Origin of the sequence: Streptomyces sp. NBC_00459 (assembly GCF_036013955.1) — a bacterium.
Lineage (GTDB): Bacteria > Actinomycetota > Actinomycetes > Streptomycetales > Streptomycetaceae > Streptomyces.
In genome coordinates, this window is sequence record NZ_CP107903.1 from 8,283,469 (window position 1) to 8,295,025 (window position 11,557).

The following is an 11,557-nucleotide window of genomic DNA, read 5'->3' on the forward strand; positions in this document are numbered from 1 at the left end:
TGATCAGTGGTCGTAGGCGATGAGGGATCGTAGGACCGGCTGGCCGGTCTTGTGGTTGTGCCAGATCGCAGCAGCCATCGCGAGGACGCGCTGGGCGACGCGGACGGCGACGCCTTCGAAGGTCCGGCCGCCGTGCTGTTCCAGGTCGAGCTGGCCCTTGAGGGTGTCGTTGACCGACTCGATCAACTGCCGCACCGACTTCAGCAGGGACTCGCCCTTGCGTTTCTTCTCGCGCTTGAACGACGGCCGCAGCAACTCAGCGCCCCTCAGGGCCAGATCGGCCTCGAACTCCCTGGAAGCGAAACCCTTGTCGGAGATCACCAGCAGCCCCGGCCGGTTCGTGACCGTCTCGGGTTCGCGGTCGAGCATCGCGGTCAGTACCTCGCGCTCATCCAACTTCGGGGTCGCCAGAGCCCACAGGATCGGCATCCCGGTCGGGGTGCACACCAGGAACAGGCGCAGGCCCCAGAAGAACCGGCTGTGACTGGCGCAGTACCCGTATCCGGCCCAGCCGGCCATGTCCGACCGCTTCACCGTCGGACGCGAGCGACCGCACTCCACCGGCGTCGAGTCGACGATCCAGTGGTTGTCGAACCAGAAGTCCGTATCGACGGCCAGCAGCCGTATCGCCTTCTTGACCAACGGCAACGCAGCCCGCAGCCGCTTGTTCCAGCCCGGCTGCCTGGGCACGTACGGGAACATCCCGCCCAGGCGGGAGTCCACGAACCGCAGCCACCGCGACTCCGAGGTGAAGCCCAGCAACGCCTGCGCGACAGCGAGGCAGACAAGCTCGGAATCCGTCAGCCGCGGCGGCCGGCCCAGCCACCGGGTACCCCCGATCTCGTCGTCGATCTTCACGTACAGTGCGGTCAGCAGGGCGTCCAGGTTGTTCGTCACACAACGATCTTGGACGCCCTGTCTGCGTTCCCGGACACACCGTCAGCATTCGGAATGACTCGTCTAGAGGTCGAGGACGAGCCGTGGACCACGGCACCGGGACACACAGATGAGCATCGTCTCGCCCGCCTCCCGTTCCTCGTCCGTCAGCACCGAGTCCCGGTGGTCCGGGGTGCCTTCGAGCACGTCCGTCTCACAGGTGCCGCACGTGCCCTCGGTGCACGAGAAGAGCACCTCGACCCCGGCGCCGCGCACGGCGTCCAGCACGGACACCTCGACGGGCACGGTCAGCGTACGACCACTGCGCTGCAGGACGACCTCGAACTCGCTGTCCGCGCCGACCTGTTGGGCCTTGGGTGCGAACCGCTCGACGTGCAGCGCACCGGCCGGGCAGACCGACTCGACCGCGTCGAGAAGGGCCCCGGGCCCGCAGCAGTAGACAAGGGTGCCTTCCGGCAGCCGCCCGATCTCCGCGTCGAGGTCCAGGAGTCCGGTCTCGTCCTGCGGAGCGAACGTGACCTTGTCCCCGTACCGCCCCAACTCCTCGGTGAACGCCATGGAGTTACGGGTGCGCCCGCCGTACAGCAGCGTCCACTCGGCGCCCGCGGCCTCGGCGGCGGCGAGCATCGGCAGGATCGGGGTGATGCCGATACCGCCCGCGACGAAGCGGTAGCGGGGCGCCGGCCTGAGGGCGAAGTGGTTCCGGGGCCCGCGTACCCGCACCTTGTCCCCGAGCTTCAACTGCCCGTGCACATAGGCCGATCCGCCGCGTCCGTCCGGCTCGCGCAGTACCGCGATCCGCCATGCCGACCGGTCGGCGGGGTCGCCGCACAGTGAGTACTGCCGCTCCAGCTCCGGCCCGAGCACGACATCGACATGCGCGCCCGGCTCCCAGCCCGGCAGTTCCTCGCCCAGCGGATGCCGCAGGACGAGCGTCAGCACACCGTCGGCGGCCGACTCCCGCCGCTCGACGACGAGTTCGGCTTCGTACACGCTCATCGGCTGCTTCCTTGCCCCTGGTCGGCCTGCGGTTCGTGTCCCTGCGGATGGGCGAGCATCCACTCCCACATCTCGATGGGGTCCTGCGAGCTGTGCTCACGGCCGCAGTGGCAGGTGCCGTGCAGGACGTCCGTGCCGGGCAGCCAGGCGATGCGGTAGATCTCGCGTGGTGTTTCGGAGAGGGGCCTGCCGCTCACAGGACCTTCTCCACGGGCTTGTCGCCCTCCTCGACCAGCCGGGCGAGGATCCGGCGGGCGGCGAGACCACCGGTGTCGATGTTGATGCTCAGCTCCTGATACCCGGACCGCTCCGAACCCAGCGTCCGCTGAAGGAGGTTGAGCGCGTCGACGTCCTGCATGACCACGGTGTGGTTGTTGCCCCGCAGGAACTCGGTGACCTCGTCGTCGTCCGTGGCCCAGTCGCGCGAGACCATCCAGAAGTCGTACACCTTCCCGTCGGCCGACGGTGTGATGGCGTACGTGATCTCGGTGTGGAAACCGTTCGGGTCGCTGCCGTCGGCCTCGGGCAGGACACCCACCGGCGCGATCCGGCTGTGCAGCAGATACAGGCACGGCGCGTGGTACTCGATGTCCTGCCAGCGGGTGATCCGCCCCTCGATGCCGGTCGACCTGGCGTAGAACGGCGGGCACTCGGCGTCGTCCATGTGCCGGCTCACCCGGACGATGCCCGCGCCCTCGTCGACCTCTGTGTTGATCGGCGTCTCGGCGACCTCGGGGGTACCGATGTAGCCGCCGTGCAGATAGGTCTCGTGGGAGAGGTCGAGGAGGTTGTCGACGAGCAGCCCGTAGTCGGCGTCGATCGGCTCCATGCCCTTGACGGTGACCCAGCCGGGGGAGTCGAGGTGCCGGGCCCGCGGAATGGTGTCGGCGTCGGCGAGGGCCGGGTCGCCTATCCACACCCAGATCAGGGCGTCCTGCTCGACCACCGGGTAGGAGGCGACACGGGCGGTGCGCGGGATGCGTTTCTGCCCGGGCACGTACACGCACGTACCCGTGGTGTCGTAGGTGAAGCCGTGGTAACCGCACACGATCCGGTCGCCGTCCAGGCCACTCTCGGAGAGCGGGTAGCGCCGGTGCACACAGCGGTCGGCGAGGGCGATGGGCGTTCCCTCGTCCTCGGTGCGGTAGAACACGAGGGGTTCACCGAGGACCGTCCGGCCGAGCAGCTCCCGCCCCACCTCGTGGCTGTAGGCGGCGACGTACCACTGGTTCCTGGCGAAGGCGGTGGTGTGAGGCATGGAGAGTCCGTCCCTGTCGGCGGGGCGCCGTCGCCCCGCGTGCCGTGGTTGTGAACAGGGTCGTGACACCACGGGCGGCTCGGCAAGGAGGCTTCTGCCAGGCGGAAGAACTTCCACGAAAGGCCTGGTCACGGCATCGGTCCGAAAGCTGCCGGGAGCGCCCCGGCGCACCCGTGAGCGGGCGTGCCGGGGCGTGCTCGGCGGATCCTCAGTGCTGGCTGCAGTAGTTGACCCAGCGGTGCGAGGAGATGTTGTTGTTGACGCTGGCACCGAATCCTTCCAGGCCCGCGCCGTACGTGAAGTGGTACTTGTTGGTGGTGGTGTCGATCCAGCGGTCACCCTGGTCGATGCAGGCGTGCGCGCCGCCGCCGTTGGGGGCGGTGTACAGGTCGACCGCGTCGTTGCCGCCCTCGTAGCCGTTGTTCCAGATGTCGGAGGTCAGATTGCGGCAGCTGCCCCAGTTGTCGGAGTTGCCTTCCCACTTGCACTCCCGGCCGCCGCCGTACGGCTGGGTGTAGACGTGGAGGAAGCCGTCCCCGGAGGCGAGCCGGGCGGTCTTGGTCCCCTGGGATCCCGTGTCCAGTGCGCTGGCGCTGGAGAGCGGGGAGAAGAGGGCGGCGACGGCGACGGCCGAGGCCGCGACGGTGACGAGACGCTTGACGGACATGATGATCCTCGCTTCGTTGTCAGAGATGTGAGCTGGGTGAACGGGGTGGTGCGACCACGGCTCGCGGCCGTGGTGGTCTGTGGGGGAGCGGGCCGGGCTCAGTCGCCGCGTGCGACGATCGCGCGGGCTCGGGGCAGCGCCTCGCGCTGGAGGCGCGCGAGATCGGCCGACTCCCGGGGATAGCGTCGCCGCAGCTCGTCGCGGTACTGGGCGTCCAGGGACTTCGCCACGGACGACAGACCGCTGGAGGCGGCGCAGCTCGCCTCGGCCGAGGCGAGCCGGATCTCCTTGGCGCGCGGCCACGGCGTTTGCGACTGGGTGGCCGCGGCACGGGCCGGCGCGGGGCCGGCGTAGGTGTAGCCCTGCTCGCGCATGCAGCGCGCCCATGGCTTGAGGGCCGCCCGGTAGCGCTTGTCGTTCGACACGAGACCGACGCGCATGTCGCCCAGGCTGCGGGTGACCCGGGTGGCCCGGAACCAGGCCTGGAGGTCGGAGTACAGCTGCCGTTGGGCGGTGGCCTGGCAGCCCTGGTCGCTGTGGGTGACCTGCATGCCGTTGGGCAGCCGGACCGAGAGCCCTTCCGGCTGCGCCCCGTTGAGGGCGCTCACCAGGACGGACCTGGTCTTCGCCGGCATGGAACGGAAGTACCGCTGGTTGGGGTCGCGCCGGGCCTCGGCGTCCTCGGCGAGCCGCAGATCGGTGCCGTAGCCGTGCGCCCTCGCCCACGCCGGGTCGTCCACGACGTAGGGGAACCGCGTCGAGACGTTGTCGGACTGGGGAGGCTCGACCCAGAATTTGTGCCCCTGCTTCTCCATGCACTCCTTGATGAGGAGCTGTTCGGCGAGCTGCAGCGTCTCCCGCGGTGCGCCCTCGGCCCGGTGCGTGCCGACGTCGGCGGCGGCGCCGGGGTCGGCAGCGGCGCCGCCCACGCAGCCGGTGGCCGTCGTGGCCAGCAGGCCGGCGGTCAGCAGGGCCAGGGTCCAGCGGTGCATGGGGCGCCTCCCGGGGCTCTTCTCGAACGAACGTGTTGCTTTCGAGCCGTTGACGCCTCACGGGCCGCATCCGTATGCCCTTGGACCGGAGGATTTTTTCTTTCTCCGGCGGTCATACGAGGGCGCCACGAGAGCCGTCGTTCCTGCACGGGACCGGACTCACCGAACGTCGGCATCCAGCCAACCGGCAATGGCGGCAAGGGGGTTCGCCCGCCGGCGAGAGTGCGGCCGACATCTGTTGTCCACCGGGAGGTTGCCGGGGGTCGGTACCGGTCGGCCGCACCGATCGGATCCGGACACCGCTGCCCGGCCGCCGCCCTGTCATGAGAGTGATCGCCGATATCCTTGCCGTGTCCCGCGGGGCGGACGGTACGGCGATCGGGGAGCGATGTTCGAAGTACGCCTGCTCGGGCCGGTCGAGGTCTGGGAGGGCGACCGGCGGGCTCCGCTCGGCGGTGTCAGACCCCTCGCGGTCCTGTCGGCGCTGGTCGTCCACCTCGGCGAGGTGCTCTCCACCGAGCGGCTCGTGGACTGCGTCTGGGACGAGCAGGCGCCGGCCACCGCAGGCGCCCTGGTGGCCACCCATGTCTCCGCCGTACGGCGTGCGCTGGCCAGGGTCACGCCGGCCACAGTCGTCCGGACGCGGCCACCCGGATACGTCGCCGACCTCGAACCGTCCCAGATCGACGCCCGCCGTTTCGAGGATCTCCTCGCCTCGGGCCGGTCCTCGGCCGCAGCGGGCCGGCCCGAGGAGGCCGCCGACCTGCTGTCCGAGGCGCTGGGGCTGTGGCGCGGCCCGGAGGCGCTGGAAGGGCTCGGCCAGTCGTTCGCCCGGATCGAGGCCGCCCGGCTGGCGGAGCTGCGGCTCATCGCCCAGGAGGAGTCCTTCGCCCTGCAGCTGGACCTGGGCGGCCCGGACCGGACGATCGCGCCCCTCCTCGCGCACGTTGCCGCCCACCCCCTGCGGGAGCGGCCACGCGGCCAGCTGATGACCGCCCTGTATCGCGCAGGCCGGGTCTCCGACGCCCTGCGCACCTACCAGGAGGGCCGCGCGATCCTGCGCGAGGAGCTGGGCATCGATCCCGGGCCCCGGCTGCGGTCGCTGCACCAGGCGGTACTGACCGACGACGCGAAGCTGTCGGGCACCGCCGGCCCGCAGAGCACGGGGCGGGAGCCGGCAGGGCTCCCGAAGCAGCCGTCGGGCGCCACCGGTCACGTCTCCGGCGCCCCCGCGAGGCCCGCGCCGTCCCATCTCCCGCCGGACATCGCCGACTTCGTGGGCCGCTCCGAGCAGATCGACTGGGCCGCCTCGCTGCTGGGCAAGGTCGACGAGGACGGCCGCACCGCCTCACCGATCGGGGTGCTCTCCGGCCGGTCCGGAACAGGCAAGACCGCGCTCGCCGTACACGTGGGCCACAGGATGTCCGCGCTCTTCCCGGACGGCCGCCTGTTCGTGGACCTGCGCGCGGGGGACACCGCTCCGCTGCAGCCCGCCGACGCCCTCGCCAGGCTGCTGCGCGCCATGGGTGCCGACCCCGAGACCCTGCCGACCTCCGTCGAGGAGCTGACAGGGCTGTATCGCACACACATCGGGCCCCGGCGCGTCCTGCTGATCCTGGACAACGCGGCCGGCGAGGCGCATGTACGGCCGCTGCTGCCGCCCGGCCCCGGCTGTGCGGTACTCGTCACGAGCCGACGCCGGCTGGTGGCGCTGGAGGGCGCCGCCCACCTGGACCTGGCCGTGCCCGACCAGGCGGAGGCACTCGAACTGCTGCGCCGCGTCGCCGGCCCGGATCGTACCGAGGCCGAGCCGGAGGGGGCCGCCGAGATCGTCGCGCTGTGCGGGCGGCTGCCGCTGGCGGTGCGCATCGCCGGCGCCCGGCTGGCGGCCCGCCCGCACTGGGCGCCCGGACGGCTCGCCCGGCGACTGCGTGACGAGCGCAGCCGGCTCAACGAACTGCGCGCCGGGGACCTGGAGTTGCGCACCAGCCTTGAGCTCGGATACGCCGACCTGGACCTGCCGGAGCGGCGGGCGCTGCGCCGGTTGGCCCTGCTCGATCTGCCGGACTTCGCCGCCTGGATCGCCGCCCCGCTGCTGGACATCGGCACGCCGGAAGCCGAGGAGGCGGTGGAGCGGCTGGTGGACTGCCACTTCATCGACGTGATCGGCGTCGACGACACGGGGCGCAGCCGGTACCGCATCCATGACCTGGCCCGCGAGCACGCTCGTGAACGGTGTCTGTCCGAGGAGAGCGCCGAGGAGCGCGGCGCGGCCGTGCTGCGGCTGGTGGCCTCCTGGCTGGGACTGGCCAGGACGGCGGCCGCCCGGGGTCCGGGTGCGGCCGGCCGGTACTTCCCCGAGCCCGCAGCCGTACGGCCTCTCGACGCGGAGACGGAGGAGGAGCTGCTCGAGCGCCCCGCGTCCTGGTTCGCCGCCGAGCAGGCCTGTCTGCTCGCAGCGGTGGAGTACTGCGCCGACAACGGTATGGACCGGGCCGCCCGCGATCTGGCCGGGGCGCTGATCGCGAGTTCGGCCGCGCTGTACAACCAGTTCGACGCCTGGTCCCGTTCGCACGCGGCGGCCATGGCCGCGGTGCACCGCAGCGGGGACGGCGAGGGCGAGGCCTGGCTGCTCGCGGGGTTGGGGCAACTGCGGTACGAGCAGGACGAGTTCGAGGAGTCGTACGCCTACTTCGCCAAGGCCCTGCGGCTGTTCGAGGCACGCGGCGATGTGCCCGGGGGCGAGGCGCTCGCGCTTGCCGGAATGGGCACGGCCCGCCGCGAACAGGCCGGGTACGCCGAGGCGTTGGAGCTGCTGAACGCGGCGCTCGCGCTGTACGGGGAGCCGGCCGAGCGGGGCGCCCGCGCCCGGGTGCTGTACGGCATCGGTCATGTGCACCGGGAACAGGGGCGCGGCGAGCAGGCCCGCCAGGTGCTCACACGGGCGCTGGAGCTGTACCGCGCGGAGGGCGACCGGCACGGTGAGGCGTTGACCCTGCGCTCACTGGCCCTGTGCCACCGGGCCGAGGACGAGTTCGAGGACGCCGAGCGGGTGCTGCACCAGGCGCTGCGGATCTTCAACGGCCTGCGGGACACGTTCGGGGTGATGTACACCGAACAGTCGCTGGCCAAGACGGAGTTGCGACTGGGCCGCCTCGACGAGGCACGGGCGCGGCTCGGCCGGTGCCTGGGCGTCGCCCGTGAACGCCAGGACAGGTTCGGCGAGGCCCTCGTCCTGCGCACCCTGGGCGAGTTGCATCTGGCGGCCGGTGATCCCGGCCGCGCCCGGGAGCCGCTGGAGCAGGCGCTGTCGGCCTGGCAGACCCTGCGGCTGCCGCTGTGGCGGGCGCGTACGGTCCGGGATCTCGCCGAGGTGTGGGAGGCGCAGGGCGACGAGGCGGCGGCGCGGTCGGCGAGGGCCGAAGCACTGCGTGTCTTCCGGGAGTTGGACTGCGGCGGGTCGCCGGAACCGGTGGCGGTCGCCGAGTAGTCACCAGGCTGCAGAAGTCCTGGTGGGACCCTTGCAGGCAACTTGCAGAGCATCTGCAGGGGTGTCCGCGACGCTGTGTACGTGACAGAGATCATCACGCTCTCGGACGCCCGGGTCGCCGCGGTCACGGAGGACGACTGCGGTGAGTCGCTGGTCGACCTGCGTGGAACGGGCCACCTGTGGCTCGACCACCGGCAGGCCGACGACGACGGCCACTACGCCCATCTCCGATCCGGTGTGCTGCGCCGACTCGTGCGGGCCCAGCGTCTGCTGCCGGCCGGGGTCAGGTTCCTGGTGGTGGAGGGGTACCGGCCGCCCGATCTGCAGCGGCGGTACTTCGAGCAGTACGCGCAGACCATGCGCCGGGCGCACCCCGACGCGTCGCCCGAGCGGATCCGCGAGCTGGCGAGCGCGTACATCTCCCCGCCGGAGGTGGCACCGCACGTCAGCGGCGGGGCCGTCGACCTGACCCTGTGCGACCAGGACGGCAGGGAACTGGCGCTGGGCACGGAGGTCAACGAGACCCCGGCGGAGAGCGAGGGCGCCTGCCGCACGGAGGCGCCCGGCATCAGCGCCGAGGCGCGCGCCAACCGGGCCCTGATGGGCCAGGCCCTGGGCGCGGCCGGCTTCGTCAACTACCCGACCGAATGGTGGCACTGGTCGTACGGAGACCGGTACTGGGCGCTGCTGCGCCGGGAACCGGCCGCCCGCTACGGCCCCGCCGCGCCGCCCTGCCCGACGGCCTGACCAGCCACCGGGCGTGACACAGGACGACCGTACGACCGCGCGTACGACCGAGGGGAACCGCCTTGAACATGACCACCTCCGCCTGCCCGCCACCGCCGCGCGAGAACGGCGACCGGATGAGCCCGAAGGACTTCGACGCCTCTTTCGCTGCGGACATGCCCCGGCTGCGCCGACGGCTGCTGGCCCTGACGGGCAACCCGCACGACGCCGACGACCTGGTGCAGGAGACCTACCTACGGCTGTCCCGGCGGGCCCGGGCCGAGAACCTGACGCACCAGCAGCACCCGTACGCCTACACCTGCACCGTCGCCCTGAACCTGCTCCGCGACTCCTGGCAGCGCCCTTCCCGCCGCGAGCAGGTCACCGACCGCCTTCCCGAAACCGGCTGGGACGGCGGGCTGGCCTCCTACGAGGCGTCCGAGACCACGCGGGCGCTGCTGGGTGTGCTCTCCGAGAAGGAGGCGGCGGCGGTGATCCTCGTGGACCTGGAGGGCCTCAGCCACGACACGGCCGGTGAACGGCTCGGCGCCCACCGGGGAACCGTGCAGCGCAACCGGATGCGGGGCCTCGCCAAGATGCGCGACGTGCTCGGTCACTGATTCGTGCCGCTCCCCCCACGGGGGTGGGGAGCGGCACGGTACGTCCACCACCACCGCCGTCCCCGGCCCGGCCGGTGACGGCACCCACCAGAAGGAAGAGTTCCTTGAAGATCAGCAGCACGCGTCGTCGGACCAGCGGCGCGCTTCTGGGGGCCTCGGTCCTCGCCCTGTCCGCGTTCTTCTCCGCTCCGGCCCACGCCGCGGCGGAGGCCACCTGCGGCGTCCTCGCACCGGGTGCCTCGGCCACCGCCCAGGCGGCCGTGAACGCCGCCTGTTCGCAGATCGGCGTCTGGTACAGCTGGGGCGGCGGGCACGCGGCAACGCCGGGCGCCAGCTACGGCTACTACGACGGCTCGGACCCCGACAGCCTCCACGACGGCGAGCGCAAGGGCTTCGACTGCTCCGGCCTGATGCGCTACGCGTACGCCCAGGCCACCGGTAAGGACCTGCTCAACGGCACCGCCGACGACCAGTTCCACAGCTCGCAGGCCTCGGCCCGCTTCTCGGCCTCGCAGGGCAGCGCCCCGCTGCTGCCGGGTGACCTGATGTTCTGGGGCAGCGGACATGTCCATCACGTCGCCATGTACCTGGGCGGCGGCCAGATGGTCGAGGCGTACGAGTCGGGCACCCACATCCGGGCCACGCCCGTACGCACCGGTGGCGACTACGCGGGCGCGATCCGGATCAACGGGTCGGGCACTCCCACTCCGCCGCCCGCGAACGGCGGCACGACCTTCGAGACCTGGGGCACCGGGGTGCGTACCCACGAGACGCCGAGCGTGCGCGGGTCCGTGGTGGACACCTTCGCCGGACCGACCCAGGTGTCGGTCCAGTGCCAGCAACACGCGGAGAGCGTCACCGCCGAGGGCTACACCAACGACATCTGGTCGAAGCTGGCCGACGGTTCCTGGCTGACGAACATCTACATCAAGGGCCCGGCCTCGCTGCCCGGCATCCCGGACTGCGGCGGCAGCACCACCCCGCCGCCGTCGAGCGGCAGCAAGCCGTTCCAGACCTGGGGCACGGGGGTGCGTACGCACAGCGAGCCGAACGTCAACGCCGGTGTGGTCGACTACTTCGCGCAGCCCACCACGGTCAACGTGGTCTGCCAGGCGCACGCCCAGGAAGTGACGGCCGAGGGCTACACCAATGACGCCTGGTCCAAGCTGACGAACGGTTCGTGGATGACGAACATCTACATCAAGGGAGCGGCCTGGCTGCCCGGCGTGCCGACCTGCTGACACGCAGACACCCTGTTCGGGGCCGCCGGAGGCCGGTCTGTCTCCGGCGGCCCCGGACAGGGCGCCGACGTCCGGGGAGGACGTTGTGGACGGCAGTCACCACTAAGGTGCACGGCCGTGGGCCGGTACGGCACGCACTCCTCGGCGGTTGCGGGCGCTCACCTGGTCGCGAGGGAGATCTCGGTGGACTTGATCAGCGCGACCACGGGTGAACCGGCCGCCAGGCCCAGGTCGTGCACGGCGTCCGCGGTGATCGCGGCCGTGAGCGTGCCGCCCGCGACGGTGACCTTGACGGACGCCATGGCAGCACCCGTGGTGATGTCGGCGACCGTACCGGGGAGTTGGTTGCGGATGGACACGCCCTCGACGGCGGCGGTGGCGAGCGAGACCTCCGTGGACTTGATCAACGCGCGTACGGCCGTGCCCTCGGCGAGCCCCAGATCCCTGACGGATTCCCGTGTGATCGCGGCGGTGATCTCCTGACCGGCGTCGAGGCGGACCTTGACGGTGGCCATGACCTCTCCGGTGGTGACGGCGATGACGGTGCCGGGAATCTGGTTGCGGATGCTCAGGCTCATGGCGGAACGCCTCACAGGGAAGAAGGTGTGGAACATCGGCTTCTGGGGCTTTCGTGAGGCTCACGCTAACCGGGTGGGGCGCCCGCTCC

11 protein-coding genes are annotated in these 11,557 nt (G+C 71.4%); 4 read left to right on the plus strand and 7 right to left on the minus strand.

Annotated features, from left to right (window positions below; translation table 11 throughout):
- Positions 1 to 3: 3 nt before the first annotated feature.
- From OHN74_RS36500 to OHN74_RS36525, 6 genes are all read right to left on the minus strand, one after another.
- Positions 4 to 897, minus strand: coding sequence for an IS982 family transposase (locus OHN74_RS36500; RefSeq protein ID WP_327694926.1), 894 nt, complete (start codon positions 895 to 897; stop codon positions 4 to 6).
- Between the two features lie 63 nt (positions 898 to 960).
- Positions 961 to 1,896, minus strand: a complete 936-nt coding sequence (locus tag OHN74_RS36505) for a PDR/VanB family oxidoreductase (RefSeq protein WP_327698837.1) — start codon at positions 1,894 to 1,896, stop codon at positions 961 to 963.
- Complete coding sequence (locus OHN74_RS36510; RefSeq protein ID WP_327698838.1) at positions 1,893 to 2,093, minus strand: hypothetical protein; 201 nt, start codon at positions 2,091 to 2,093, stop codon at positions 1,893 to 1,895. Before OHN74_RS36510 ends, OHN74_RS36505 begins: the two co-directional genes overlap by 4 nt.
- A complete protein-coding gene (locus OHN74_RS36515; RefSeq protein WP_327698839.1) occupies positions 2,090 to 3,154 on the minus strand; it encodes an aromatic ring-hydroxylating dioxygenase subunit alpha in 1,065 nt (354 codons plus the stop codon). The genes OHN74_RS36510 and OHN74_RS36515 overlap by 4 nt, the downstream gene beginning before the upstream one ends.
- Positions 3,155 to 3,362: 208 nt before the next feature.
- Complete coding sequence (locus tag OHN74_RS36520; protein ID WP_327698840.1) at positions 3,363 to 3,821, minus strand: hypothetical protein; 459 nt, start codon at positions 3,819 to 3,821, stop codon at positions 3,363 to 3,365.
- Positions 3,822 to 3,919: 98 nt separating this feature from the next.
- The gene (locus OHN74_RS36525; RefSeq protein ID WP_327698841.1) at positions 3,920 to 4,813 is read right to left on the minus strand and encodes a hypothetical protein; all 894 of its coding nucleotides are present in this window, start codon (positions 4,811 to 4,813) and stop codon (positions 3,920 to 3,922) included.
- A 388-nt stretch (positions 4,814 to 5,201) separates the two neighbouring features.
- Between OHN74_RS36525 and OHN74_RS36530 the strand changes: the two genes are divergently transcribed.
- The 4 genes from OHN74_RS36530 (at position 5,202) to OHN74_RS36545 (ending at position 10,890) form a co-directional block, all read left to right on the plus strand.
- Positions 5,202 to 8,303: an AfsR/SARP family transcriptional regulator gene (locus OHN74_RS36530; protein ID WP_327698842.1), complete on the plus strand. Its 3,102-nt coding sequence runs from the start codon at positions 5,202 to 5,204 to the stop codon at positions 8,301 to 8,303.
- Between the two features lie 81 nt (positions 8,304 to 8,384).
- Complete coding sequence (locus OHN74_RS36535) at positions 8,385 to 9,050, plus strand: M15 family metallopeptidase (protein ID WP_327698843.1); 666 nt, start codon at positions 8,385 to 8,387, stop codon at positions 9,048 to 9,050.
- A 68-nt stretch (positions 9,051 to 9,118) separates the two neighbouring features.
- Positions 9,119 to 9,649, plus strand: coding sequence for an RNA polymerase sigma factor (locus OHN74_RS36540; RefSeq protein WP_371663825.1), 531 nt, complete (start codon positions 9,119 to 9,121; stop codon positions 9,647 to 9,649).
- 104 nt (positions 9,650 to 9,753) lie between these two features.
- Positions 9,754 to 10,890 carry a C40 family peptidase gene (locus tag OHN74_RS36545; RefSeq protein ID WP_327698845.1) on the plus strand — a complete coding sequence of 379 codons (1,137 nt, stop codon included), beginning with the start codon at positions 9,754 to 9,756 and terminating at the stop codon, positions 10,888 to 10,890.
- Between the two features lie 158 nt (positions 10,891 to 11,048).
- Here the strand turns inward: OHN74_RS36545 and OHN74_RS36550 are convergent, their stop codons facing one another.
- Entirely contained in the window at positions 11,049 to 11,468 is a 420-nt protein-coding gene (locus OHN74_RS36550) for a TOBE domain-containing protein (protein ID WP_327698846.1), read from the minus strand.
- Between the last annotated feature and the right edge of the window lie 89 nt (positions 11,469 to 11,557).

What these genes read in the sequence shown, in the direction of transcription:
- OHN74_RS36505 (WP_327698837.1), bottom strand. Translation starts at nt 1,896, where the DNA reads ATGAGCGTGTACGAAGCCGAACTCGTCGTCGAGCGGCGGGAGTCGGCC.
- OHN74_RS36530 (WP_327698842.1), top strand. Translation starts at nt 5,202, where the DNA reads ATGTTCGAAGTACGCCTGCTCGGGCCGGTCGAGGTCTGGGAGGGCGAC.
- OHN74_RS36520 (WP_327698840.1), bottom strand. Translation starts at nt 3,821, where the DNA reads ATGTCCGTCAAGCGTCTCGTCACCGTCGCGGCCTCGGCCGTCGCCGTC.
- OHN74_RS36540 (WP_371663825.1), top strand. Translation starts at nt 9,119, where the DNA reads ATGACCACCTCCGCCTGCCCGCCACCGCCGCGCGAGAACGGCGACCGG.
- OHN74_RS36515 (WP_327698839.1), bottom strand. Translation starts at nt 3,154, where the DNA reads ATGCCTCACACCACCGCCTTCGCCAGGAACCAGTGGTACGTCGCCGCC.
- OHN74_RS36550 (WP_327698846.1), bottom strand. Translation starts at nt 11,468, where the DNA reads ATGAGCCTGAGCATCCGCAACCAGATTCCCGGCACCGTCATCGCCGTC.
- OHN74_RS36525 (WP_327698841.1), bottom strand. Translation starts at nt 4,813, where the DNA reads ATGCACCGCTGGACCCTGGCCCTGCTGACCGCCGGCCTGCTGGCCACG.